The 24,121-nt window shown below is 72.9% G+C and carries 22 protein-coding genes and 2 tRNA genes; 9 read left to right on the forward strand and 15 right to left on the reverse strand.

Features of this window, described 5'->3' with window-relative positions:
- Nucleotides 1-9: 9 nt before the first annotated feature.
- A complete protein-coding gene (locus ACYVKX_RS13375; RefSeq protein WP_460833093.1) occupies nucleotides 10-435 on the reverse strand; it encodes an OsmC family peroxiredoxin in 426 nt (141 codons plus the stop codon).
- 92 nt (nucleotides 436-527) lie between these two features.
- Between ACYVKX_RS13375 and ACYVKX_RS13380 the strand changes: the two genes are divergently transcribed.
- On the forward strand, nucleotides 528-902 hold the full coding sequence (locus tag ACYVKX_RS13380; RefSeq protein WP_460833095.1) for a globin: 375 nt from the start codon (nucleotides 528-530) through the stop codon (nucleotides 900-902).
- Between the two features lie 10 nt (nucleotides 903-912).
- Here ACYVKX_RS13380 and ACYVKX_RS13385 read toward each other — a convergent pair whose 3' ends face one another.
- Both ACYVKX_RS13385 and ACYVKX_RS13390 read right to left on the reverse strand, forming a co-directional pair.
- Nucleotides 913-1,764, reverse strand: coding sequence for an acyl-CoA thioesterase (locus ACYVKX_RS13385; RefSeq protein ID WP_460833097.1), 852 nt, complete (start codon nucleotides 1,762-1,764; stop codon nucleotides 913-915).
- Between the two features lie 38 nt (nucleotides 1,765-1,802).
- Entirely contained in the window at nucleotides 1,803-1,979 is a 177-nt protein-coding gene (locus ACYVKX_RS13390) for a hypothetical protein (protein WP_460833100.1), read from the reverse strand.
- A 116-nt stretch (nucleotides 1,980-2,095) separates the two neighbouring features.
- Here ACYVKX_RS13390 and ACYVKX_RS13395 point away from each other — a divergent pair, with 116 nt between their 5' ends.
- The 3 genes from ACYVKX_RS13395 to ACYVKX_RS13405 all read left to right on the forward strand — a co-directional run bounded on the left by ACYVKX_RS13395 (nucleotide 2,096) and on the right by ACYVKX_RS13405 (nucleotide 4,488).
- Complete coding sequence (locus ACYVKX_RS13395) at nucleotides 2,096-2,671, forward strand: TetR/AcrR family transcriptional regulator (protein WP_460833104.1); 576 nt, start codon at nucleotides 2,096-2,098, stop codon at nucleotides 2,669-2,671.
- A 74-nt stretch (nucleotides 2,672-2,745) separates the two neighbouring features.
- Complete coding sequence (locus ACYVKX_RS13400; RefSeq protein WP_460833108.1) at nucleotides 2,746-3,972, forward strand: acetyl-CoA C-acetyltransferase; 1,227 nt, start codon at nucleotides 2,746-2,748, stop codon at nucleotides 3,970-3,972.
- Nucleotides 3,973-3,978: 6 nt separating this feature from the next.
- On the forward strand, nucleotides 3,979-4,488 hold the full coding sequence (locus tag ACYVKX_RS13405; protein WP_460833111.1) for a MarR family winged helix-turn-helix transcriptional regulator: 510 nt from the start codon (nucleotides 3,979-3,981) through the stop codon (nucleotides 4,486-4,488).
- Nucleotides 4,489-4,541: 53 nt separating this feature from the next.
- Here the strand turns inward: ACYVKX_RS13405 and ettA are convergent, their stop codons facing one another.
- The 5 genes from ettA to ACYVKX_RS13430 form a co-directional block, all read right to left on the reverse strand.
- Nucleotides 4,542-6,224 carry an energy-dependent translational throttle protein EttA gene (gene ettA / locus ACYVKX_RS13410; RefSeq protein ID WP_460833114.1) on the reverse strand — a complete coding sequence of 561 codons (1,683 nt, stop codon included), beginning with the start codon at nucleotides 6,222-6,224 and terminating at the stop codon, nucleotides 4,542-4,544.
- A gap of 558 nt (nucleotides 6,225-6,782) precedes the next feature.
- Complete coding sequence (locus tag ACYVKX_RS13415; protein ID WP_460833117.1) at nucleotides 6,783-7,187, reverse strand: single-stranded DNA-binding protein; 405 nt, start codon at nucleotides 7,185-7,187, stop codon at nucleotides 6,783-6,785.
- A 127-nt stretch (nucleotides 7,188-7,314) separates the two neighbouring features.
- The gene (locus ACYVKX_RS13420; protein ID WP_460833119.1) at nucleotides 7,315-8,967 is read right to left on the reverse strand and encodes a GTPase; all 1,653 of its coding nucleotides are present in this window, start codon (nucleotides 8,965-8,967) and stop codon (nucleotides 7,315-7,317) included.
- Nucleotides 8,968-9,002: 35 nt separating this feature from the next.
- A complete protein-coding gene (locus ACYVKX_RS13425) occupies nucleotides 9,003-10,736 on the reverse strand; it encodes a dynamin family protein (protein ID WP_460833121.1) in 1,734 nt (577 codons plus the stop codon).
- A gap of 28 nt (nucleotides 10,737-10,764) precedes the next feature.
- A complete protein-coding gene (locus ACYVKX_RS13430) occupies nucleotides 10,765-11,886 on the reverse strand; it encodes a PrsW family intramembrane metalloprotease (RefSeq protein WP_460833123.1) in 1,122 nt (373 codons plus the stop codon).
- Nucleotides 11,887-12,031: 145 nt separating this feature from the next.
- Here ACYVKX_RS13430 and ACYVKX_RS13435 point away from each other — a divergent pair, with 145 nt between their 5' ends.
- On the forward strand, nucleotides 12,032-13,321 hold the full coding sequence (locus tag ACYVKX_RS13435) for an aminopeptidase P family protein (RefSeq protein WP_460833152.1): 1,290 nt from the start codon (nucleotides 12,032-12,034) through the stop codon (nucleotides 13,319-13,321).
- A 51-nt stretch (nucleotides 13,322-13,372) separates the two neighbouring features.
- Nucleotides 13,373-13,446: transfer RNA gene (locus tag ACYVKX_RS13440), tRNA-Arg, on the forward strand.
- Nucleotides 13,447-13,693: 247 nt separating this feature from the next.
- On the opposite strand, the gene ACYVKX_RS13445 is transcribed toward ACYVKX_RS13440, so the two are convergent.
- The 4 genes from ACYVKX_RS13445 to ACYVKX_RS13460 all read right to left on the reverse strand — a co-directional run bounded on the left by ACYVKX_RS13445 (nucleotide 13,694) and on the right by ACYVKX_RS13460 (nucleotide 16,743).
- The gene (locus ACYVKX_RS13445) at nucleotides 13,694-14,344 is read right to left on the reverse strand and encodes a response regulator transcription factor (protein ID WP_460833125.1); all 651 of its coding nucleotides are present in this window, start codon (nucleotides 14,342-14,344) and stop codon (nucleotides 13,694-13,696) included.
- 107 nt (nucleotides 14,345-14,451) lie between these two features.
- Nucleotides 14,452-15,528: an adenosine deaminase gene (locus ACYVKX_RS13450; RefSeq protein WP_460833127.1), complete on the reverse strand. Its 1,077-nt coding sequence runs from the start codon at nucleotides 15,526-15,528 to the stop codon at nucleotides 14,452-14,454.
- 13 nt (nucleotides 15,529-15,541) lie between these two features.
- Nucleotides 15,542-16,273 (reverse strand): DsbA family protein, encoded by a 732-nt coding sequence (locus ACYVKX_RS13455; protein ID WP_460833129.1) that lies wholly within the window; start codon nucleotides 16,271-16,273, stop codon nucleotides 15,542-15,544.
- Nucleotides 16,273-16,743 carry a MauE/DoxX family redox-associated membrane protein gene (locus ACYVKX_RS13460; protein ID WP_460833133.1) on the reverse strand — a complete coding sequence of 157 codons (471 nt, stop codon included), beginning with the start codon at nucleotides 16,741-16,743 and terminating at the stop codon, nucleotides 16,273-16,275. The genes ACYVKX_RS13455 and ACYVKX_RS13460 overlap by 1 nt, the downstream gene beginning before the upstream one ends.
- 76 nt (nucleotides 16,744-16,819) lie before the next feature.
- On the opposite strand from ACYVKX_RS13460, the gene orn reads away from it, so the two are divergent.
- Together orn and ACYVKX_RS13470 are read left to right on the forward strand one after the other, a co-directional pair.
- Complete coding sequence (gene orn / locus ACYVKX_RS13465; RefSeq protein WP_460833135.1) at nucleotides 16,820-17,458, forward strand: oligoribonuclease; 639 nt, start codon at nucleotides 16,820-16,822, stop codon at nucleotides 17,456-17,458.
- 47 nt (nucleotides 17,459-17,505) lie between these two features.
- Nucleotides 17,506-17,581 (forward strand) — tRNA-His (locus ACYVKX_RS13470).
- A 65-nt stretch (nucleotides 17,582-17,646) separates the two neighbouring features.
- Here the strand turns inward: ACYVKX_RS13470 and ACYVKX_RS13475 are convergent.
- A complete protein-coding gene (locus ACYVKX_RS13475; RefSeq protein WP_460833137.1) occupies nucleotides 17,647-18,777 on the reverse strand; it encodes a sensor histidine kinase in 1,131 nt (376 codons plus the stop codon).
- Nucleotides 18,778-18,840: 63 nt separating this feature from the next.
- Between ACYVKX_RS13475 and ACYVKX_RS13480 the strand changes: the two genes are divergently transcribed.
- Nucleotides 18,841-19,701 (forward strand): bifunctional helix-turn-helix transcriptional regulator/GNAT family N-acetyltransferase, encoded by an 861-nt coding sequence (locus ACYVKX_RS13480; RefSeq protein WP_460833139.1) that lies wholly within the window; start codon nucleotides 18,841-18,843, stop codon nucleotides 19,699-19,701.
- 224 nt (nucleotides 19,702-19,925) lie between these two features.
- On the opposite strand, the gene ACYVKX_RS13485 is transcribed toward ACYVKX_RS13480, so the two are convergent.
- Nucleotides 19,926-21,974 (reverse strand): penicillin acylase family protein, encoded by a 2,049-nt coding sequence (locus ACYVKX_RS13485; RefSeq protein ID WP_460833141.1) that lies wholly within the window; start codon nucleotides 21,972-21,974, stop codon nucleotides 19,926-19,928.
- A gap of 132 nt (nucleotides 21,975-22,106) precedes the next feature.
- Complete coding sequence (locus tag ACYVKX_RS13490) at nucleotides 22,107-24,098, reverse strand: ATP-binding protein (protein WP_460833155.1); 1,992 nt, start codon at nucleotides 24,096-24,098, stop codon at nucleotides 22,107-22,109.
- Nucleotides 24,099-24,121: the final 23 nt, after the last annotated feature.

The following is a 24,121-nucleotide window of genomic DNA, read 5'->3' on the forward strand; positions in this document are numbered from 1 at the left end:
GGTACGCACTCAGGCGAGCGAGGCGTCCAGGGTGATCGTGGTGCCGGCGAGCGCCTGGCTCACCGGGCAGCCCTCCTTGGCGGCCTGGGCCGCGGCGACGAAGTCGTCGGCGCTGATGCCCTCGACGACGCCCTTCACGGTCAGCTTGATGCCGGTGATGCCGGTGCCCGGGGTGAACTCGACCGCCGCGCTCGTCTCGAGCGAGGTCGGCGGCGTACCGGCCTTGGCCAGGCCGTTCGACAGCGCCATCGAGAAGCAGGAGGAGTGCGCGGCCGCGATCAGCTCCTCGGGGCTGGTCTTGCCGTTCGCCTCCTCGGCGCGCGAGGGCCACGAGACGTCGAAGGTGCCGATGCCGGACGACTCGAGCGTCACCTTGCCGGCGCCCTCGAACAGGCTGCCCTCCCAGTGCGTGGTCGCGTTGCGGATCGTGGCCATGTGCTGATCACTCCTCGTGAGGGGTCGGGGGTACGTCGCGAGTCTTGCACGCCGGTGTCGGGCCGCTCCTGAGTGATCGTCACAATGGGACGGTGACGACGTTCTACGAGGAGATCGGCGGCTTCGAGACCTTCCGCAGGATCGTCGCGAGGTTCTACGAGGGGGTCGCGGAGGACCCGGTGCTCCGGCCGCTGTACCCCGAGGAGGACCTCGGCCCGGCCGAGGAGCGCTTCCGGTACTTCCTCATCCAGTACTGGGGTGGCCCGACGACGTACTCCGACAGCCGCGGCCACCCGCGGCTGCGGATGCGGCACGCGCCGTTCGCGGTGACGCCGGAGGCCAAGGAGCACTGGCTCACGCACTTCCGCGCCGGCCTCGACGAAGCGCGGCTGACGCCGGAGCAGGACGCGCAGTTCTGGGACTACGTCACGCACGCGGCCCAGTTCATGGTCAACACCGTCGAGTGAGCCGCGGCGGTCAGCTCGAGAGCAGCGTGCGCAGCGCGGCCAGGTAGGGCTCGGGCGGCTCCACCGAGCGCTGGCCGCCGCGGTCGAAGAACACCATCGCGACGCGCGCTCGCGCCAGCACGGTGTCGCCGTCGCAGATCTGCGACTCGATCGTCGCGGACCGGGTGCCGACCCGGGAGACCCACGACCAGGCGTCGTACGCCTCGGGCCGGAAGAGGATCGGCCGCAGGTAGTCGACGTCGGTCTGCGCGACCACGATCGAGACCGGGTCGAGACCCTCCCAGATCCGGGCGGTCATCGCGATCCGCGACTCCTGGAGGTACTCGAGGTACTTCACGTTGTTGACGTGCCCGTAGACGTCGACGTCGGAGAAGCGCACCTGCACCGGGTAGTGGCTGACGCCCTCGGAGCGGGTGCGCGCCATCGGCAGCCGAGGCACGACCTCGTCGGCCTCGAGGAACGTCGTGAGCGTCTCGCGCTCGACGTCGGTGAGCCGGCGCGGCCGCTCGGTGGCGAAGACGTACGGCGTGAGCACGGTCGTGGCGCGGGCGTAGACGTGGCGGGCGCCGTCCCGCTCGTGGAAGATCTCGTAGGCGAGGGTGAAGGTCGCGGCGCGGATCTCGGTGACCCACGACTCGATGGTCACCGGCTCGAAGCCGAAGTCGAGCGGGGCGAGGTAGCTGACCTCGTGGCGGACCACGACGACGCCCTCGGCGAGGTCGCCGGTGCGCGCCGCGGGGCCGTGCGTGCGGAGCATGTCGACGCGGGCCTCCTGGAGGTAGTCCACGTAGACGACGTTGCTGACGTGCCCGAGGAGGTCGAGGTCGGCCCAGCGCATCGGACAGCGGTAGGTGTGCCGCACGCCCCCGATGCTGCCAGACCCGGCGCGCGGCCGGTGGCTCAGTGGGTCGGCGCGAGACCGCGGTAGTAGGCGCGGACCGACTCGTGGCGGGCCAGGCGGATCCTGCGGTTGCGGACGACGAACTCCGCGACGACGCCGAGCGCGGCGACGGCGGCGGCGACGCCGACCACGAGAAGGACGACGACGAAGGGGGTGAGGCCGGTGTACAGGTCCATTGCCCGATCCTTTCTACGAATGTAGATTCTCTACGTATGTAGAAGATACTCCGACGAGCACGGGAAGCCAAGCGAGCGGGGTAGTGTCACGCCCCACAGCCACCCCGGAGGATCGATTGCCCGCGAGCCCGCGCCGCCGCCAGTTGCTCGACGCGGCCCTGCACGTGATCGCGGACGAGGGCCTCAAGGGCCTCACCCACCGCGCCGTCGACCGGCGGGCCGGGCTGCCCGAGGGGAGCTGCTCGGCGTACCTCCGGACACGACGGGCGCTGCAAGCCGCGCTGACGGAGTACGTCGCCGACACGCTGCTCGCCGACGTCGACCGGCTCGCCGACGAGCTGGCGTGCACGTCCGAGCCGGACGGTGTCGCTCCGACCCTCGACCTGTTCCAGCGCTGGCTGGACCGGCGCGAGCTGCTCGTGGCCCGCCTCGAGCTGACCATGGCCGCGAGCCGCGACCCCGAGCTGGCCGGCCTGCTCGCGGCCCACCGCGGCCGGCTGATCGAGCTGGTGGAGCGGATCATGACCGCCACCGGCAAGGAGCACAGCGAGGCGCGCGCGGAGGCGCTGGTGGCGTCGTACGACGGGATCCTGCTCGCCGCGCTGCTCAAGCCGACCCGGCAGCGGCGAGCCTTCCTGGAGCGGTCGCTGGAGCTGCTCGGCACCGACCTGGCGGGCGCCGCCGACAGGTGACGTACGCCTCGTCCGCATGGCTAGAACACGGTCTAGTCTTGCGGTCGGAGCAGTCCCCAGCGAACGGAGCCCCCATGCCCGAGGCAGTCATCGTCAGTGCCGCGCGTTCCCCGATCGGGCGGGCCAACAAGGGCTCGCTGACCGAGTTCCGGCCCGACGACCTCACGGCGATCATCGTCAAGACGGCGCTGGAGAAGATCCCGGAGCTGGACCCGGCCACGATCGACGACCACTACCTCGGCTGCGGCCTGCCGGGCGGCGAGTCCGGCAACAACATGGCCCGCGTCGTCAACGTGCTGGGCGGCATGGACGACGTCCCGGGCGCCACGATCACCCGCTACTGCTCCTCCTCGGTCCAGACGACCCGGATGGCGTTCCACGCGATCAAGGCCGGCGAGGGCGACGTGTTCATCTCCGCCGGCGTCGAGACCGTCTCGCGGTTCGGCAAGGGCACCTCCGACCACTGGCCCGACACTCACAACCACGCCTTCGACGAGGCCAAGTCGCGCACCGACAAGACCGCCCAGGGGACGGCGGAGGGTGGCCAGGGCTGGCACGACCCGCGCGAGGACGGCCTGCTGCCCGACGTCTACATCGCGATGGGCCAGACCGCGGAGAACGTCGCGCGGCTGCGCGGCCTCTCGCGCCAGGAGCTCGACGAGTTCGGCGTCCGCTCGCAGAACCTGGCCGAGAAGGCGATCGCCGACGGCTTCTGGGCCCGCGAGATCACCCCGGTCACCACCCCGTCCGGCACGGTCGTGAGCGCCGACGACGGTCCCCGTGCGGGCGTGACCTATGAGGCGATCAAGGACCTCAAGCCGGTCTTCCGCCCCGACGGCGTGGTCACCGCCGGCAACTGCTGCGCGCTCAACGACGGCGCCGCCGCGGTCATCGTCATGTCCGACACCAGGGCCGCCGAGCTCGGCATCGAGCCGCTGGCCCGGATCGTCGCCACCGGCGTCTCCGGCCTCTCGCCGGAGATCATGGGCCTCGGCCCGGTCGAGGCGACCAGGCGCGCCCTGGCTCACGCCAAGATGAGCATCGGCGACATCGACCTGGTCGAGATCAACGAGGCATTCGCGGCCCAGGTCGTCCCGTCGTACCAGGATCTCGGCATCGACCTCGACCGGCTCAACGTCAACGGCGGCGCGATCGCGGTCGGCCACCCCTTCGGCATGACCGGCGCCCGCCTCCAGAACACCATGCTCAACTCCCTGGACTGGCACGACAAGACCACCGGCCTGATCACCATGTGCGTCGGCGGCGGCCAGGGCATGGCCCTGATCCTCGAGCGGGTCTGAGTACGTGTGACAGCAGACGGGGGAAGCGGCGCACGCTGGCTCGACGAGGACGAGCAGCGCTCCTGGCGGGCGCTGCTGATGGGCATGACCCTCCTGCTCGGGCGGCTCGACGACGACCTGCAGCGGGGCTGCGGGCTCTCGCTCGTGGAGTACGAGATCCTGGTGCGCCTCTCCGAGCGCGAGGGCCGGCAGATGCGGATGGCGCAGCTCGCCGACGCGCTCGCGCACAGCCGCAGCCGGGTCACGCACACGATCACCCGGATGGAGAAGGACGGCCTGGTCGTCCGCAGCTCCTCGCCGGAGGACGGCCGCGGCGTGGTCGCCGCGATGACCGACGAGGGGTGGGACCTGCTGGTCCGGATGGCGCCGCTGCACGTCGCCGGCGTGCGCGAGCACCTCGTCGACCTGGTCAGCTCCGAGGACTTCGCCGCGGTCGGCCGGGTGATGGACGCGGTGGCCGACCACCTGGTGGCCGGCCACCCCGAGATGGAGATCAGGGCCGCGAAGCGGACCTGATCATCGGTGGTCGAGCAGCTACCGCGACCGAGGAACGAGGTCGCGACGGAGCGTCAGTCCCTCGTGAGGCGGCGGTGGGTGACCCGGTGCGGACGGGCGGCCTCGATGCCGAGGCGCTCGACCTTGTTCTCCTCGTACGACGCGAAGTTGCCCTCGAACCAGAACCACTTTCCACCGTCCTCCTCGTCGCCCTCCCACGCGAGGATGTGGGTCGCGACCCGGTCGAGGAACCAGCGGTCGTGGGACGTGACCACGGCGCAGCCCGGGAAGTCGAGGATCGCGTCCTCGAGCGAGGACAGCGTCTCGACGTCGAGGTCGTTGGTCGGCTCGTCGAGGAGCAGCACGTTGCCGCCCATCTTCAGCGTGAGCGCCAGGTTGAGCCGGTTGCGCTCACCACCCGACAGCACGCCGGCCTTCTTCTGCTGGTCGGGGCCCTTGAAGCCGAACGACGCGACATAGGCGCGCGAGTTCATCTCGAAGTTGGCGACCTTGATGAAGTCGAGCCCGTCGGAGACGACCTCCCAGACGTTCTTGTTCGGGTCGATGCCGCCGCGGCTCTGGTCGACGTACGAGAGCTTCACCGTCTGGCCGACGTTGAGCTCGCCCGCGTCGGGTGACTCGGTGCCGGTGATCATCCGGAACAGCGTGGTCTTGCCGACGCCGTTCGGGCCGATGACGCCGACGATGCCGGCGCGCGGCAGCGAGAACGACAGGTCGTGCATGAGGGTGCGGCCCTCGAAGCCCTTGCCGAGGCCCGTGGCCTCCAGGACGACGTCGCCGAGGCGCGGGCCGGCCGGGATGTTGATCTCCGAGGTGTCGATCTTGCGCGCCCGGTCGGCCTCGGCCGCCATCTCCTCGTAGCGCGCGAGCCGGGAGCGGCTCTTGGTCTGCCGCGCCTTGGCGTTGGAGCGGACCCACTCGAGCTCCTTCTCCAGCATCCTGGCGCGCTTGGCGTCCTTCTGCCCCTCGATCTTGAGGCGCTCCTTCTTCGTCTCCAGGTAGGTGGAGTAGTTGCCCTCGTAGGGGTGCGTCCGACCGCGGTCGAGCTCGAGGATCCACTCGGCGACGTTGTCGAGGAAGTACCGGTCGTGGGTGATCGCGAGGACGGCGCCCGGGTAGGTCTTCAGGTGGCCCTCGAGCCACTGCACGGACTCGGCGTCGAGGTGGTTGGTGGGCTCGTCGAGCAGCAGCAGGTCGGGCTGCTGGAGCAGCAGCTTGCAGAGCGCGACCCGGCGGCGCTCGCCACCGGAGAGGTTGTCGACGATCGCGTCCGGGGGCGGGCAGCGCAGCGCGTCCATGGCCTGGTCGAGGCGGCTGTCGAGGTCCCACGCGTTCGCGTGGTCGAGCTCGGTCTGGAGGTTGCCTGCCTCCTCGTTCAGCTTGTCCAGGTCGGCGTCGGGGTCGCCCATCGACACGTAGAGCTCGTCGAGGCGCGCCATCTTGGCCTTGATCTCGCCGACGGCCTCCTCGACGTTCTCCTGGACGGTCTTGCCCTCGGTCAGCGGCGGCTCCTGCTGGAGCATGCCGACGGATGAGCCCGGGTCGAGGATCGCGTCGCCGTTGTTGGCGTGGTCCAGGCCCGCCATGATCCGCAGCAACGAGGACTTGCCGGTGCCGTTGGGGCCGACGACGCCGATCTTCGCCCCGTGCAGGAACGACAGCGTCACGTTGTCGAGGACGACCTTCTCGCCGTGGGCCTTGCGCACGTTGCGCAGGGTGAACACATACTCCGCCATGGTCACCGAGCCTAGTGGCCACCGCCGGTGAGACCTCATCGGGGCTGCCGGCGTCTGCGGGGTGACGGAGCCTGGGCCGGGGAGGCCGGACGAGACGGAGGGCCTGTGAGCCGATCCACTCGCCGCGGCGACGAGCCCTCGGAGTTCGTGGCCGCACGGGCACCGCAGCTCTACCGCAGTGCCTGCCTGCTGACGACCTCGGCGCACGCCGCCGGGTAGCGGGGTGCGGTCATGGGGGAGCGCTGACCTCGCCTGCGGAATCCCCGCCGATTGACTGCGAATCACCAGGAAGGTACTGCGAATCCACCAGCCAATGACTGCGGATCCACCAGATCCCCGATCGCCGGGGGTCTGATCCTCTACACAGGCATGGGGGCAGTCCCCCTGGGTGACCGGATCGCAGCCGTGCCGATCGACGTGCTCCGGGCTTCCTGATCTCTCGCACGCCGATCGACCGACGGCGAGGCCCTGCCCGGGCGGCTGGCCCAACTGCGGGCGATCGCCACGGATCCGGCCGGGCCGGCCCGGCCGGAGCGGAACCCGACGGGCAGCCGACCCTCACGCGGCGGCCTCCTCCCCTGCGGGCTCCTGCTGCTCCTGCGGCTTCGGCGCCCGGGTGAAGACGCTGGTGCCGCGGCTCAGGTCGTGGCCGACGTGGACGGCCTCGATCTCGGAGGACACCACCTCGACGTCGTTGCCGTTGACGTAGGGCCGCAGCTGGAGTCGGCCGTGCACGACGACGGGGTCGCCGCGGCGCAGCGAGCGGGCGCAGTTGTCGGCCAGGGCGCGCCAGCAGGACACGGTGTACCACTGGGTCTCGCCGTCGGACCAGGACTCGGTGCGGCGGTTGTACCTGCGCGGCGTGCACGCGAGCCGGAAGCTCGCCACCGGCACGCCGCCGGCCTCGCGCAGCACGACGTCCGCGCCGAGCCAGCCGCGGACGGTGATGGTGCAGTCGTTCATGGAGGTCTCCTTGCCTCGATCCAGGTGGTCGCTACGAGGCTCGACGAGGACACCGACACCGGGCCGGGGTCCGGACGCGGCCTGGGGAGAACGCCGCCGGAAGGCGGCTCTGTGGAGGAAGAGCGGGTCAGGCGCGGGCGCGCTCGACGCCGGTGCGGACCGCGGTGTACGCCTGGAGCTCGGCCTCGACCGGGGCGACGACGAGCTCGTGCGAGACGTCGGCGACCGCCGCGCGCAGCCGTTCGTCGGCGCTCTCGGCCCGTCGGCGGGCGGTGCCCGCCACCCCGAGACGGGAGACGACACCGAGGAGGATCCCGAGGCCCAGCCCGCCGACGAGGAGGACCAGCGCGAGCGCGACGCCCGCGACCTGCGGGGTGTCCGGGTCGGACAGCTTCCCGGATCCGAGGAGCACGCCGGTCCACACCAGCCCGGCGACCGCGGCCGCGAGCAGCAGCCACTGCAGGAGCCGGACGGCACCGGCCCAGAGCGGCGTACGGGCGGCGCGGACCCCGGCCGCGGCGAGCGCGGCGTCGAGCCGGTCGCCGAGGTCGTCGAGGTGGGCCACGGACGCGCGGTGCACGGCGTCGACCCAGGGCTCGGTCATTCCCTGCGACATCTCGTCGGCGAGCGCGCGGACCTCGGTGTCGACCCGGGCGCGCTGCACCTGGGTGCCCTCCGGGACCGCCCCCCTGCTCCGGCCGCTGAGCTGACGGCCGGCAGCGCCGAGGTCGAGGTCGAGGCGCTTGAGCGGGTCGGGCTTGACCCCGCCGAGCCAGACGGCGATCGGCCAGCCGGCGGCCCGGCCGACGCGCATCCGGGTCGAGCGTTCCACGGCCTCGACGAGGACCGGCACGCCGGCCGCCTCGGCGAACGCGTCGTCGAGTGCGGCCGCGCGCTCGTCGGAGAGCACCCGGGTCGGCGCGTCGCCGGCCGCCTCGGCGAGCCGGCCGGCCGCGGCCCGGACGTCGGCGTCGATCCGGCCGCGGGTCGCCTGCTTCTCGGCCGCGCGGCGGGCGATCTCCGCACGCAGGTCGTCGATGCCGGCGCCCTCCCGGGCGCTGACCGGCAGCACCGGCACCCGGTCGAGCCCGTCGGCGTCGAGCAGCCGCCGCACGTCGGCGAGCATCGACTCGCGCCGCTCCTCGGGCACCGTGTCGACGTGGTTGAGGACGACGATCAGCACGTCCTGGTGCCCCGCGGACGGCGCCAGGTAGCGGTCGTGGATCGCGGCGTCGGCGTACTTCTGCGGGTCGAGCACCCACACCAGCAGGTCGGCGAGGCCGACGAGCCGGTCCACCTCGAGGTGGTGGGCGACCTCGGTGGAGTCGTGGTCGGGGAGGTCGAGCAGCACGACGCCGTCGAGCTCCGCCTGCTGGTCGCGCCGGGTGTCGAGCATCGAGTCGCGCGTGGTCTGGTGCCGCGGCGGGATGCCGAGCCACTCCAGCAGCTCCTCGGCGCCGTCGGTGCCCCAGACGCAGGCCGAGGCCCACGAGGTGGTGGGCCGGCGTACGCCGACGGCGGAGAGCTCCAGCCCGGTCAGCGCGTTGAACGTCGAGGACTTGCCCGAGCCGGTGGCGCCGGCGATGCCGACGACCGTGTGCGTGGCGGACAGCTTGAGCCGGCCGGTCGCCCGGTCGACGACCGCCTGCGCGTCGTCGACGAGGGCGTCGTCGAGGCGCCCCCGCGCTGCCTGGGTGGCGGCGTCGAGGCCCTCGATGCGGGCACCGATGTCGGTACCGCGGGTGACCAGCTTCCTGGCCCCCTCGAGCGTGGACGTCATGTTCTCCCTCGACGCGGACTGGGCAGGGCCCAAGCCTAGGGGTTGTCGTCCTCCGGCGCGGCATCGGCTTCCCCACGGGTCTGCTCGAACCGGCGGTCGTCGACCCGGCGGCTCGCCTCGCGCAGCTGCCGGGCGACGTCCGGGCCGAGGGCGAGGCCGTCGAGCACCTCGTGGAACCGGCGGCGGTCGGCGGCCAGCAGCCCGCCCAGCCGGCGGTCGAGCGAGGCGCCGGCGCGGTCGACCATCGAGGTCACCGCCTCGGCCCCGAGTACGGCGTCGAGCAGGGTGCGCCCCGGAGCGGCGGCGGTCGCGGCGCCCCCGTCGGCGGTGCGGCTGAGCGCCAGCACCATCAGCGCGACGCCGAGTCCCTGCGCGCCGTAGGCGAGGTAGCGGGCGCTGGCGCGCTTGTCCGCGGCCTCGGTGCGGACCAGCTCGACGACCTCGTGCTGCCAGGAGCGCGCCTCCGCCTCGGCGCGGCGGCGCAGGTCGTGGGAGGCCCGGACCAGCTCGTAGCGGCCGACCAGCAGCGCCCGGCCGGCCGCGGTGCCCTCCCACGCGGCCGCGGCGGCCTCGGCGGCGCCCTCGGCGTGGTCGAGCACCACCGACTCGACGCCGGCCTCGATCGCGAGCGCCACGCGATCCGCGGCCTGCGGGGTGCCGCGGACGGCGCTGACGACCCGGTCGCGGAGCCGGCCCATGCCCTGGTCGAGGCTGCGCAGCAGCTCGCCGGTGCCGACCAGCTCCTGCCAGCGGGCCAGCACCTCGCCGCGCACGAGGGTGCCGGACGCGGCCTCGGCCACCAGCGCCGCCGCGCCCGCGTCGTACGCCGCCTCCACCTGCTCGCGCAGCTCGTCGGTCATCCGGACCTGGGCCTCGACCGCGTCCGCGATCCGGTGCGAGCCACGGGCGAGGGAGCGCACGGCTCCGTCGAGGGTCTGCCGGACGACGCCGCCTCGGGCGTCGGCGTCGGCGGCCAGCGCCTTGAGCCACGACCGGATGTCGGCGACCACGACCGGTGCGAGGAGCCCCTCCTCCGAGATCGGCGACTCGTCGACGGTGAACAGCGGGGAGTCCTTGAGCCCGCGGCTGGCGAGCATCCGGGCGAGGTGGGCGGCGACGGTCTGGGCGGAGTTGGCCGGCGTCCGGTCGAGGACCACCGCGACCGCGGCACCGCGGTCGGCGGCGGAGCGCAGGTGCTCCCACGGGACCTGGTCGGAGTAGCGGGCGGCCGAGGTGACGAACAGCCACAGGTCGGCCGCGGCGAGCAGCTGGCCGGCGAGGGCGCGATTGCGCTCCTCGACGGAGTCGACGTCGGGCGCGTCGAGGAGGGCGAGGCCCGTGGGCACGCTCTCGGACGCGACGAGCTGGAGGGAGTCCTGGTCGTCGGTGCCGTGGTCGACGCGGACCAGGTCGGGCAGCAGCCGCTCGCGGCCGAACCACTGCGCGTCGTCCGGGTGGTGCACGAGCACGGGCGACCGGGTGGTCGGACGGAGCAGGCCGGACGCCGTGACGCGGTGGCCGACCAGCGAGTTGACCAGCGTCGACTTGCCGGCGCCGGTCGAGCCGCCGACGACGACCAGCAGCGGCGCGTCGACGCTCGTCTGCCGCGGGATCGCGTAGTCCTCGAGCTGGTCGATCATCTGCCGACGCGAGGCGCGTACGCCGTCGACGCCGTCCCCGTCCAGCGGGAGCCCGGCGGCCTGCAGGGCGCCGTGGAGCTGCACCAGGGCGGTGAGCATCCGGGCGCTCTGGTCGCGGGACACGCTCATCGGGGTCCCTGCGACGTCGTGGGGTGAGTCATCGGGTGGGCACCACCTGTCCGGGGAAGGCGATCGACGGCCGGAGGGCGTCGATGCGCTCGAGGAACTGCCGGCCGCGTGCCGCGTAGTCGGGCGGCGGCGTACCGCGCAGCAGACGGTAGTGCAGGAACCCGAGCTCGATCGCCGCCTGCTGGTAGTCGCGCATGGTGCGCTCCGCCGCGCGACCGCCCCGGGCCCGGGCGTAGGCCCGGCTGCGGCGCCGGGCGCCGAGGTCGACGACCCACCCGATGTCGGTGGCCGGCATCAGCCCGCGCCGAGCGGCGTCGGACAGCGCGGCGGCCAGCATCCGCCGCTCGCTGCTGCGCACCCACACCGCGAGACCGGCGAGCGTGAGGAAGGCCGGCGCCATCAGCACGACGTAGACCAGGACGAAGTTGTCGAAGCCGTAGCCGGTCGAGGTGTTCCAGATCGCGTGGGCGATCACGGCCAGGACGTACCCGCCCAGCGGCCAGAGCAGTCGGGCGGTGCCGGTGCGGGCGTTGACGGCGAGCCCGACGCCGATGCCGGTGAACGTCGTGAACAGCGGGTGCGCGAACGGGCTGATCAGGCAGCGCACGACGAACGTCGCCGTGAGCGCCTCGGCCCCGCCGGGTGCGGTGCCGTCGGTGCCGTTGTAGGCGGCGGCGAGGTAGAGGATGTTCTCGGTGAACGCGAAGCCGATGCCGACCATGCCGGCGTAGACGATCCCGTCGAGCACGCCGTCGAGCTCGGCCCGCCGCCACCACAGGAGCAGCAGCAGGAAGAGCCCCTTGCTCGCCTCCTCGGTCACCGGCGCGACGATCCCGAGGCTCTGCCGGGCGGAGAACGCGAGCACGAAGCCGCCGACGCCCTGGATGAGGATCGCCGCGGCGGTCGCGACGAAGCCGCCCCACAGCAGCCCGGAGGCGAGCAGCGAGCGCGGCTCGGGCTCGTAGCGGTCCAGCCACAGGTAGCAGCCCACCAGCGGCCCCACGGGTACGGCGGCCAGCACGGTCGCCAGCAGCAGCGACCGCGGCGCGCCCGAGAGCGCCAGCACGGCGAGGATCGCGAGCGCGCCGAGGCTCACCAGCACGGTCACCACGACCGTGAAGACGACGCTGTCGCGGCGCGGACTGGGCATGGGCGGCAGCCTATCCGGGGCGCCGGCCCGGCCCGGACGCGCGGCGTACAGTGGGCGGGTGAGCGAGCAGGAGAACACCGGGCAGGAGAACCGGGAGAACACCGAGAGCCACGACCCCGCCGTGCCCGAGGCGTACGCCGCCTTCATGCGCGAGGGCTGGGGCGACCGGGAGCTCGAGCTGCCGGTGCAGCCCGTGGCGGAGCGGGCCGCCGCCCGGCGTACCACGCTCGCCGAGGCGTTCCCGGGCGAGCGGCTGGTGCTGCCCGCGGGCACCTACCAGGTGCGCGCCAACGACACCGCCTACCGGTTCCGCCCGGACACCGCCCACACCTACTTCTCCGGCAACCAGACCAGCGACGCGGTGCTCGTGGTCGAGGACGGCGACGCCGTCCTCTACGCGCGACCGCGCTCCTCGCGGGAGGACGACGAGTTCTTCCGCGACCGGCAGTACGGCGAGCTGTGGGCCGGCCGCCGCCCGTCGCTGAGGGAGATGTCGGACTCGCTCGGCCTCGAGGTGCGCCACCTCGAGGACCTCCCGTCGTTCGACGACGACCGCAAGACCCGCGACCTCACCACCGACGACGACCTGGCCCGGGTCGCCTCCGAGCTGCGGCTGGTCAAGGACGCGTGGGAGGTGGCGCAGCTGCGGGATGCCTGCGACATCACCACGCTCGGCTTCGAGGACTCCGTCCGCGAGTGGGACCGGGTGCTGGAGTTCGGCGAGCGCTGGATCGAGGGCACGTTCTTCCGCCGCGCCCGGGCGATGGGCAACGACATCGGCTACGACTCGATCGTCGGCGGCGGCGCGCACGCCACGACGCTGCACTGGATCGACAACACCGGCCCGATCACGCCGGGCGAGCTGGTGCTGCTCGACATGGGCGTCGAGAACCGCTCGCTCTACACCGCCGACGTCACCCGCACGCTTCCGGTCGACGGCCGCTTCACCCCGCTCCAGCGCGAGCTCTACGACATCGTGTACGCCGCCCAGCAGGCCGGCATCGAGGCGGTCCGCCCCGGCGTACCCTTCAAGGCCGCGCACCACGCCGCCATGGACGTGCTCGCCCACGCGCTCGCCGACCTCGGGCTGCTGCCGGTGCCGGTCGAGGAGGCGCTCGACCCCGAGAGCCGGGTCTACGCCCGGTGGACCCTGCACGGCACCAGCCACATGCTCGGCATGGACGTGCACGACTGCGGCCGCGCCTCGACCGAGGCCTACACCGACGGCACCCTCGCCGAGGGCATGGTGCTGACGGTCGAGCCGGGCCTGTACTTCCAGGAGGACGACCTGCTCGTCCCCGAGGAGCTGCGCGGCATCGGCATCCGGATCGAGGACGACGTCCTCGTCACCGCCGACGGCCGGGAGAACCTCTCCGCCGCCCTCCCCCGCACCTCCGCCGACGTCGAGGCGTGGATGGACGCACACCGGCGCTGAGCAGCGGCGCCGGCCGTAGGCCATACTGACCCGGGCGGCCAGACCGCCTCGGCCTCCGTAGCTCAGCTGGATAGAGCATCGGCCTTCTAATCCGACGGTCCCAGGTTCGAGTCCTGGCGGGGGCGCCCCCGTGTGGGTCGTGTGCCCGAGACCGGGCTACGGCGCGTTGTCAGGCACACGACCCCGACGTCCGCGGTCGCCTCGGATAGCTTCTCGACCCTCTGGATCCGCGGTTCGGTCAGGCCGGCCCGGTACCCCACGACAGGGCGGCATGGCTCCCGGCATGGCTCCCGGCATGGCTCCCGGCATGGCTCCCGGCATGACTCCCGGCATGACTCCCGGCATGACTCCCGGCATGGCTCCCGGCATCACTCAGCGCGACGAGGTGTCGATGCTGCGCATCCGGTCCGGCTCGAAGCCGTGCCGCATCCCCCAGCCGACGGCCTGCGAGCGACGGACGACGCCGATCTTCCGGTACGCCGTGCGGATGTAGGTCTTGACCGAGTTGATCGACAGGAAGGTCCGCTCCGCGATCTCCTGGTTGCTCAGCCCCTGGGTGATCAGCGCGAGCACCTCGGACTCCCGGGCGCTCAGCCCGTGCTCGCGGCCGGGCCAGTCCCCCGCGTCGGGGCGGTCGACGGCGCCGGACCCGCGCGGTGCGACCGTCTCGCCGCCGTGCACGGCCTCGATCGAGGTCACGATCTCCTCGGCGGACAGGCCCTTGGACAGATAGCCGGAGGCGCCGCGGCTGATCGCCTTGCGGATCACCGCGTCCTGGAGGTTCCAGCTGAAGATGACGACCCGGGCGTCGCTGCCGCGGACCAGGTCCTCGAGGTCGACGCCGTCGCCCTGGATCTGGCTGAACGTGTCGTAGAGGATCACGTCGACGTCACTGAGCACCGGCAGCCCGGAGTCGAGCTCGACGACGTTCACCCGCTCGTGGTGCGGCGCGAGCATCGCCGCGACGCCCGCGACCACGATCTCGTAGTCGTTGACGACCGCCACTCGGATCGGGCTGGTCATGCCGGCAACCTTAGGTGCGATGTGCTCGACACGCGCGCCAATGCGGAGTTTCCGGACCGGATCGGGATACAAAAGAGGTGGCCCCGCTTGGTATGAGCTCGCGGGGCCTATTGCTCCCCGGCGGCGTACGCGTCGATCTCGCCCAGGATCCGCGACTTCACGTCCTCCTGTGCGAAGGAGGCCCGCACCGCGGTCCGAGCCAGCTCTGCCGCGCCCGCCTCGTCGAGGCCGAGCAGGTCGGCGGCGATCTCGTACTCCCGGTTGAGCGAGGTGTTGAACATCGGCGGGTCGTCGGAGTTCACCGTGACCGTGACACCGGCGTCGCGGAACGCCCGGATCGGGTGCTCCTCCAGCGTCGGTACGGCGCGCGTCGCGATGTTCGAGGACGGGCACACCTCCAGCGGGATGCCGTGCGCCGCGAGGTGGGCGAGCAGCTCCGGGTCCCGCGCGGAAGACGTGCCGTGGCCGATCCGCTCGGCGCCGAGCAGGCGCAGCGAGTCCCAGACCGTCTCCGGGCCGGTGGTCTCGCCGGCGTGCGGCACGCTGTGCAGACCCGCGGCGAGGGCCGCCTCGAAGTGCGGCCGGAACTGCGCCCGGGCCACGCCGATCTCCGGACCGCCCAGCCCGAACCCGACCAGCGCGTCGGTGCGGTGGTTCAGCGCGAAGTCGAGGGTCGCGTCGGCCGACGGGACGCCGAACTCGCCGGGGATGTCGTAGATCCACCGCAGCACCAGGCCGAAGTCGCGCTCGACCGCGACCCGGGCGTCCTCGATCGCCTCGGTGTAGGCCTCGACCGGCATGCCCCGGCCGTCCGCCTGGCCGGCGTCCGGCCACACCGAGGTGTACGGCGTGCAGGTGAGCTCGGCGTACCGCAGCCCCTGTCCGGTCGCCATCTCCCGCCCGATCTCGTGGGTCAGGTAGCGGATGTCGTCCGGCGTACGGACCAGGTCGACGACCGCGAGGTAGACCTCGATGAAGTGCGCGAAGTCGCGGAACTCGAAGAACCGGCGCAGCTCGTCGGGGTCGCTCGGCACCGTGCCCGGGTGGCGCTCGGCCAGCTCGGACACGATCCGCGGCGAGGCGGACCCGACGTGGTGCACGTGCAGCTCGGCCTTGGGCAGGCCGGCGACGAAGTCGCCAAGACGGTGGCCAAGGGGGTGGCCAAGGGGATGCGGAGCGCTCACGCCCCGAAGTGTGTCACCGGAGCCCGTCGATGAGGTTCTGGGCGATCTCGTCCATGGTCTGGCCGTCCTGGAAGACCTTGCCGTCGAGCAGGATCGTCGGAGTGCCCCGCACGCCGGCGTCCTCGGCCGCCTGGGTCGCGTCGGCCACCCACTGCTTGCCGTCCCCGTTCTCGATCGCATCCCGGACGGCGGACTCCTGCGCGCCCGCCTCGACGGCCAGGTCGACCAGCTCGGAGTTGGAGGGGAACGGGCCGGACTCGCTCGGCTGGTTCTCGAACAGCAGGTCGTGGAACTTCTTGGCGACGTCCGCGCCGGACTTCTCCAGCACGATCGAGAAGGCGCCGGCGGATCGCTCGGAGTAGTCGCTGATCCTGCCCAGCAGGTTGAACGGGCGGTACTCCACCCGCACCTTGCCGTCGGCGGCCAGCTGCTCGAGGTCGTCGCGGGTCGCGGCCTCGAACTGACCGCAGAACGGGCAGAGGTAGTCCTCGTAGACGACGACCTCGCGCGGGGCGTCCCCCGGCCCGATGGTGAGCCCGAAGTCGCTGCCCGCGGCCGGGGCCGACACGTCGGTCGTGGTGTCGAGGGCGCGAGAGAGGGCGAATCCGAGGACCACGATCAGCACCACCGCGAGGACGACGGTGCCGATCATCCGGTTGCGGCGCCGGCTCTCCTGTCGCTGCTGCTCCTCGATGGCGGCGGCGGCGCGGGCGGTGCGGCCGGTCTCGCGGTTCCTCTTCGACATCACGGTCCTTCGGGTACGGGACGCCCGAAGAGCCGGGCATCCAGGGACAGCCTCGTGGCGGGGAGCCGGACGAGGAGCAGGGAGAGCAGCAGCAGTACGGCGTCGCGGGCGATCTCCCACGGGTACTCCGACGCCGCGTCGGGGTCGTAGCCCCCGCCGCCGAAGCAGCCGCAGTCGATGGAGATGCCGCGGGCCCAGACCGAGGCGATGCCGACGATGAACAGCGCGAAGAGCACCGCCGAGAGCACCGCCGCGCCCCGGGTGAGCAGGCCCAGGACCAGCATCGCGCCGACGACCACCTCGATCACCGGCAGCAGCTGGCCCACCGGCTGGACGAGCGAGCCCGGCAGCAGCTGATAGGCGCGTACGGCGGACACCGACTGCGCCGGGTCGAGCAGCTTCGCGGTCCCGGCGTACATCCACACGCCACCCGCCACGAGGCGCGCGGCGAGACCGGCCCACTCCTTCACGCCCCCGACCCTAGGCGCTGAGCCCACGCCGCGACCGAGACCAAGGTCCCATGCCACCGGGACTAAGGTGACACGCGTGAACGATCGACTCGTCTGGATCGACTGCGAGATGACCGGGCTCGACCTCGGCGCAGATGCGCTCATCGAGGTCGCGGCCCTGGTCACCGACTTCGACCTGAACGTGCTCGGCGACGGCGTCGACCTGGTCGTCAAGCCGCCGGCCGAGGCGCTCGAGCAGATGATCGACCTCGTCCGCGAGATGCACCAGACCTCGGGGCTGCTGCGCGAGCTGGACTCCGGCATCTCCCTCGACGAGGCCGAGGCGCAGGTGCTCTCCTACGTCAAGGAGCACTGTCCCGACGGCAGCCGCCCGCCGCTGGCCGGCAACACGGTGGCGACCGACCGGGCGTTCCTGGCGCGCGACATGCCGAGCCTCGAGACGTTCCTGCACTACCGGATCGTCGACGTCTCCTCGATCAAGGAGCTGTCGCGGCGCTGGTTCCCCCGCGCCTACTTCCAGGCGCCCGCCAAGCGCGGCAACCACCGTGCCCTCGCCGACATCCAGGAGAGCATCGAGGAGCTGCGCTACTACCGCGAGGCCGTCTTCGCCCCCTCCCCCGGCCCGGACAGCGAGGCCGCCCGCGCGATCGCGCTCCGGCACGGCGGCTCGCTGACCGGTCTGACCGCCGAGTCCGATTCCGCGGATCGGGGCTGACTCCCCTACACTCGTCGTCGGTCCCCGACCCCGGTCCGGACCGCCTGGTGGGTATAGCTCAGCTGGTAGAGCGCTGCGTTGTGGTCGCAGATGTCGCGGGTTCGAGTCCCGTTACTCACCCCAACCGTGAAGGGTCGCCGTCGGTACGACGGCGACCCTTCGTGTCGTCCCGCGCGTCGGGCCCGGGACTACGCCGGCAACCGGACCACGAAGCGAGCGCCACCGCGCGGGGCGTCGTACCAGACCTCGCCGCCGTGCGCCTCGACGAGCGTGCGCACGATCCAGAGGCCCAGGCCGACCGACTGCGGGGACCGGTCGGCGGTGGAGAAGCGGTCGAAGAGGTTCGGGACGTCGGCCTCGGGTACGCCGTCGCCGTGGTCCTCGACCGACACGTCGACGCCCTCCGGGGTCCTGACCGCGCCGATCACGACCGGCGGGCGGCCGTGGCGCAGGGCGTTGTTGACGAGGTTGAACAGCACCTGCTCGAGCCGCTCGGCGTCGCCGCGCACGACCAGATCGGGCGCGATGTCGACCCGGACGGCGTCGGGCTGGGTGAGCGCGGCGACGTTCGCCGCGACCGCCGCCAGGCAGACGTCGGTGCGGTCCAGGACCAGCGAGCCGTGCTCGACGCGCTCCACCTCGAGCAGGCCGGTGGCGAGACTCAGCACCCGCCGGGTCTGCCGGGTGGCGCCGGCGAGGAGCGGCTGGTACCGCCCGTCCAGCGCGGTGTCGTCCTCGAGGATCTCCAGCGTGCCGATGACCGTCGACAGCGGCGAGCGGACGTCGTGGGCGAGGGTCGCCATCAGCGCCCCGCGCCAGCGCTCCCGCGCCTCGATCTCCTGACGGAGCCGGCGCTGGGCGCGGACCCGGTTGGCGATCAGCAGGCAGACGACGGTCGCGATCGGGATCAGCACCAGCGTCGAGAGGACCTGGCGCCAGCGGGCGTCGGCGAGCACCAGGGCTCCGGCGTAGGTCACCACCGCCCACGGCACGATGACGTAGAGGCGGCGGCGCCGAGCGTGCAGCCCGATCCAGGCGAAGACCAGCACGTAGAGCGGGCCGACGCCGGACGCGTAGCCGTCGAACACCCAGGCCGTCGCGCCGAGCAGCGTGAACAACACCAGCCCGGCGGCCACCACGCCGCGGGGCGGCATCGGCGGCACGACGGCGAGCACCACCGCATGGACGGCGTGGGCGGCTGCGATCGCGAGGATCGCCGCCGTCGCGGGCGACCCGCCCTCGGCGAACGCCAGCAGGGTGACGGCGCACGCGACCGCCGAGATCAGCGCCGCCTCGCGGCCCGCCACCCCGTCCTGCACACCCACCCAACGGCGGGCGCGGCCGAAGGTTCCGCGGCAAAATAATCTGACTATAGTCAGAGAATGGCACCGGACCCGCACACGGCGACCCTGCGCCGGTTCAACCGCACCTACACCCAGCGGATCGGCGCCCTCGACGAGTCGTTCCTGGGCACCGGCCGGCCCCTCAACGTCTCCCGGCTGCTCTTCGAGATCGGGCCGGGCGGCGCGACCGTCCGCGACCTGCGCGACCGGCTCGAGCTCGACTCCGGCTACGTCGCCCGGATGCTGCGCCGGCTGGCCGACGACGGGCTCGCCGACGTCCGCCCCGACCCGGCAGACCGGCGGCGCCGCCTCGCGACGCTGACCGCGGCCGGCGAGCGCGCGTGGCGCGAGCTCGACGACCGCTCGGAGGAGCTCGCGGCCCGCCTGGTCGCGCCCCTGACCGAGCGGCAGCGCGCCCGGCTGACCGAGGCGCTCGGCACCGCCGACCTGCTGGTCCGCGCCGCGACGATCTCGCTGCGCGAGGTCGACCCCACCGAGGACGTCGCGCGCGCGGCGGCCGGACGCTACTTCGCCGAGCTGGACCGGCGGTTCCCGCACGGGTTCGACCCGGGCGAGCCGGACCACGAGGGCCGGTTCCTGCTGGCGACCAGCGGCGGCGCGCCGGTGGCGTACGGCGGGGTTCGGCTGCTGGCAGCCGGAACCGGGGAGATCAAGCGGATGTGGGTCGACGACGCGTGGCGCGGCGCCGGGCTCGGGTCGCGGATGCTGCGCGAGCTCGAGGCGCTCGCCCGGCGGCTCGGCCACACCCGGGTCGTGCTCGACACCAACGGCACGCTGACCGAGGCGATCGAGATGTACGGCCGGGCCGGCTACGCCCCGATCGAGCGGTACAACGACAACCCCTACGCGGAGGCGTGGTTCGAGAAGGCGCTCTCGTAGCTCTCGCGGGTCGGGAAGGCGAGCTGGGCGGGCCGAGCTCGAAGCCGATCCACTCGACCAGTGCGACCGCCTCGGCGTTGCGGCGCACCAGCCAGGCGTGGTGGGTCGGCTGCTCGTCGATCCAGGTGTGGACCTCGCGCACCTCCTCGACGGCGTGGTCGCCCATCATCCAGAAGCGAGCACGGTCCTCGACCACCCGCCCGTGAACCCGCGCGGGTCGAGCTTCACGAGTCCTCCGGGAGACGGTCCCAGTCGGTGACGAGCGGCGCGAGCTCTCCGGCCACCCAGAGCGGCAGCTGGTCGAGGTGGTGCGGGTCGCGGGCGTCGCCGGCGGCCCCGAGCGGGACCACCCATCCGCCGGCCCCGCGGTCGGCGAGGTCCCAGACGTAGCGGGCCACCGCGCCGCGCCAGCAGGCGTCGGTCAGGCCGGGCACCGACCCCGTGCAGCGCACGCAGTCGATGTCGCCGGAGACCGGCAGCGGCGGCACCGGCGGCGGCTCCAGCCCGGTCGCCGCCACGTCGAACGCGTGCAGCGGCGTCACCACGTGGGTGGCACCCCAGGTCGCGGAATGCCCGGCGGCGTCGTCGAGCGCCGCGCGCGCGAGCGCCGGGAGGTCCAGCCCAAACGGCGCAATTGCGTCGATCAGCGACTCCAGGGCACCACCGACGCGGGTCGCCACGTCGAGCCACGGCCGCAGCACCGGGTCGTCGACGATCGGCTCGGCCAGCGGCGCGAGCACCGGCTCGGCGGCGATCCGCAGCGTGAACGCCGAGCGCCAGGCGGCGAACGCGGCGGCGCCGTACGACGTGGCCCCCATGCGGCCGTCCCAGCCGAGGATGGCGTCGCGGACGACCGCGCCGTCCGGGCCGGGCTCGACGCCGCGCAGGAACTCCTGGAACAGCGGCACCGACAGCAGCAGTGCGTCGTCGTGGATCGCGCGGAAGTCCTCGGTGGTCAGGTCGTCGCGGCCGTCGAGCAGTTGGTGGATGCGGGCCGCGCGGTGCGGGGGCGCGAAGCCGGCGCCGATCGCGGCGCTCTCCGGGCCGCGGCGCTCGTTCGCGGTGACGACCTGGCCGTCGGGCGGTACCCCGTGCGCCGGCAGGTCCGCCAGCCACCCGGTCCACGCGGCGTCCGGGTCGGCGGCGTCGACGACGCCCGTGCGGTTGGCCTCGGCGCGGACCGGGATGCGGCCGGCGACCCGGTAGCGGACCTCGCCGTCGCGGTCGGCCGCGACGACGTTGTTGACCGGCTCGACCCAGTCGTCGAGCGCGGCCATCACCTCGGCGGCCGAGCGCGCGTGCAGCAGCGGGAGGATCGCGTCGAAGCCCAGATCCTCGAGGACTGCCGACGCCGCGCGCAGGCTGAGCCCGCGGCCCTCGTCGGCCGATCCGGCGAACACCGGGCCGCGCGCGGTCACCACGACCTCGACCTGCTCGTCGGGGTCGCCCGCGACCGCCACCGTCTCGGTGTGCGCGGCAGCCGGCTCCCAGCCGTCGGGCCCCAGCGTCTCGACGCCGTCGGGCGTACGGCGCAGCCGCTCGGCGTACACGTCCTGGTAGTCGGCCATCGCATTGGTGATCGCCCAGGCGACGTCGCCCGCGTGCGCGAAGTGCTGCACGCCCGGCACGCCCGGGAAGGCGAGGCCGACCACGTCGAAGTCGGCGCAGGACAGCCGGACCTGCTGGTAGACGCCGGGCGACTCGATCATCCGGTGCGGATCGCCGCCGATCAACGGGAAGCCGGACGCGGCGCGGTCGCCGCCGACCGCCCAGGCGTTGCTGCCGCCGGCCGTCGGGCCCTCGCGCGAGAGCAGCCGCGCGCCCTCGCCGAGCACCTCGCGGGCACGGGAGTTCCAGAGCTTGCCGGGCAGGCTCGCGAACAGCAGGTGCTGCGCGAGGAACACCGCCAGCGGCGTCCACGGCTCCCACTCCCCCGCCTTCGCCGCGGTGCGCTCGAACTCGGGACCGTCGCTGTGCAGTCCGTCGTTGACCCCGGCGACGTACGCCGCGACGAACGCCTGCGTCTCCGGCCGCAGCCGGGCGTGGGCGCGGCGGGCCGTCTCGGCGATGCGGGTACGGCAGGCGAGCCGGTCCCACGGGAGCGCGGCCACCCCGAACAGCTCGGCGGTGGTGCCGGTCGCGCGGCGGCGGAGGAACTCCAGCTGCCAGGCCCGGTCGCCCGCGGTCACCTCGCCCTGGCCGTGGGCGAGGTCGGAGAGCGAGGTAGCCCGGACATGCGGCACGCCGTACGCGTCGCGGTGGATCCGGGCCATGTCAGGCGACCCTAACTCATCGGAGCCGTGCCGTGCTTGTCGGCCAGTCCCTGACGTTGTCGGGCGTTGCAACCCCTGACAACGTCAGGGATCCCCGGTCGGCCGGGGATCCCGCCAGCCGTCACCCACCCCTCAGCCAGCCGTCAGCAGCGGCAGCCGCACGCGGAACGTCGTGCCCTCCCCCAGCGCGGACTCGACCGACATCGAGCCGCCGTGCTGCTCGACGATCGCGTGCGCGATGGAGAGGCCCAGGCCGCTGCCGGGGATCGCCTGCTGCTGGGCGAGGGAGGAGCGGAAGAACCGGCTGAAGAGCCGCTCCTGCTCCTCGCGCGGGATGCCGATGCCGGTGTCGGAGACGGTCAGCACGGCGTCGTCCGACTCGGTCGCGAGCGTGACGCCGACCCGGCCACCCTCGGGCGTGAACTTCACGGCGTTGCCGACCAGGTTGATGACGACCCGCTCGAGCATGTCGCGGTCGCCGAGGAACGGGATCGGCTCGTCGGGCAGGTCCACGGTGAGCTCGAGCTCGCGCTGCTCGAGGGTCGGCGCGACCACGGTCGTGCCGGCGGCGACGATCTTGCGCAGGTCGACCACGCGGTTCGCGAACCCGAGACCGTCCTCCTGCACCCGCGACAGCGTGAGCAGGTCGTCGATGAGCGAGAGCAGCCGGCTGCTGTTGGCGCCGAGGCGGCGTACGGCGTCGAGCTGCTCGGCTGCGAGCGGCCCGTAGGCGCCCTCCTCCAGCATCTCGGTGTAGCCGAGGATGCTGGTGATCGGCGTGCGCAGCTCGTGGCTGACGCTCGACACGAACGCGTCCTTGACCTGGTCGACCTCGCGTAGCCGCTCGACCGCCTGCCGCTCGGTGGCGAGCGCCTCGACCAGCCGGCGCTCGGCCTCGATCCGCTCGGTGATGTCCTCCGAGGTGCTGACGTACCCGATCAGCTCGCCGCGGTCGTCCTCGATGCGGTCCAGCGACATCGAGTGGTCGCGCTCCTCGCCGTCCTTGCGCACGAACTTCATGTCGACCGCGCCGGCCCCGAGGAGCGCGGCGGCCACCGCCCCGAACTCGTCGGGTACGCCGAGCTCGCGGGCCTTCTCCGACACCGACTGCTCGCTGTGCAGCCGCCGGGTGGTGGCGCCGAGCATCTCCTCGGCGGTGTAGCCCAGCAGCCGTTCGGCGCCGGGGTTGAACAGCGTGATCCGGCCCAGCGCGTCGGTGCCGATGATCGCGACGCCGGCCGCACCGTTGACGATGTTCTGCACTCTGTCGCGCTCGGCCGAGGCCTGCCGCGCGTTCTCGAGCTGCTCCCCGACGGTCAGCATCAGCGGCAGCGTCACCAGCGCGCAGACCGTGCCGAACGCGGACAGCAGGATCCCCTGCACGTCGCTGGTGATCTCGAAGGTCGGGCCGGCGTTCGCGAACGGCCCGTAGCTCCACGTCGTCATCGGGATCGCGAAGGCGAGCACCGCGATCACCTGCGCCATCGACTCGTACGGGCTGTTGCGCAGCGCGCCCCAGACGAGCACCGGGATGACGACGAACACCACCGACGGGAACGACTCGGGCAGGAAGACGATTGGGGTGACCCCGACGATCAGCACCCACTGCGCGAGCCGCTCGGCCGGCCCGGCCATCGGCGCGTGGTTGCGGACCCTGCAGAACAGCGGGACGAGGGCCAGCTGGGCGACCAGGCTCGACGCCCCGATCGACAGCGCCAGCAGGCCCGGCCGGCCCCAGCCGGTCGCGAGGCTGGTGAGCGCCGCCGCGGCGGAGACCACGAGAGCGCCGCACGCCACCGCGGCAAGGAAGCGGGCCAGGTCGACGCTGGTGCGCAGCGGCGCCCGCTCCCGGCGGCCCTCGGCGAGGATCCGCCAGGTCACCCACACCTCCAGCGCGATGCCCACGCCGAGGCCGAGCGCGACACCGACCGGTCGGCCACCCAGCCAGATCGTGCCGACGGCGATCGCGCCGATCACGCCGACGAGGACCGGCGTCCGCGGTCCCGGCGCGAGCATGAGGATCACGGTCGCGATGCCGACCGGCCAGATGCCGACGCCATGCGATCCCTCGGGGATCGCCTGAGCCCTGATCCACCGACTGTGAACGTGTGGTGCTGACTTCAGCGGTCACGAGCCGGGTTGATGGT

This window comes from Nocardioides hungaricus, assembly GCF_054782915.1.